This is a genomic window from Salinimicrobium oceani (assembly GCF_012037645.1).
In genome coordinates this window covers 1-546 of the sequence record NZ_JAAVJR010000325.1, presented here as the reverse complement: position 1 = coordinate 546, position 546 = coordinate 1, and the positions used below count along the sequence as shown (strand labels likewise).

Here is a 546-nt window from a genome sequence, read left to right as displayed (position 1 = left end):
GACGAACTATTACTTTGCAACGAATGGTTTTTCGGTGAGATACCGCGGGGAGTTCGCGCATCTCTTCTATAACTGGAATCTTGGAATTACCGCCCGCTATACAAGTCCAAATTACACTCTTAATTACTTCGGAAGCGGAACAGAAACGAAATACGACGCCGATGATACCGACTTCGACTATAATCGGGTGAGGATCCAACAAGGATATTTTTCACCTTCCTTGATATGGCGCAATAACGCCGGCAGTGTCCTAAATATTGGTGCCTCCCTGGAATCCTACGAGGTAGAGTATGAACAGGAAACCTATCTGGGCGAAATACTGGAGCCTGAAAATGACATTTTTGACAGGCAGTTGTATGCCGGTGCCGAAGCCAATTACAGGTTCTACAGCAAAAATAGAATTACCTTTCCCAATCTTGGGTCTGACATACAACTTTCAACTGGATACAAAAAAAGTATAGACGGCGCAGGTAATGAATTTGGATATCTCCAACCTTCGGTCTCTTTTAATTACCCTCTTCGAGCTAGAGGTTATCCTGTCTTTGC

Annotated in this window: 1 pseudogene; it reads left to right on the top strand. The window is 44.0% G+C overall.

Annotated features, from left to right (window positions below):
* Window positions 1–546, top strand: a pseudogene (locus tag HC175_RS16985) (metallophosphatase); the annotation flags it as partial.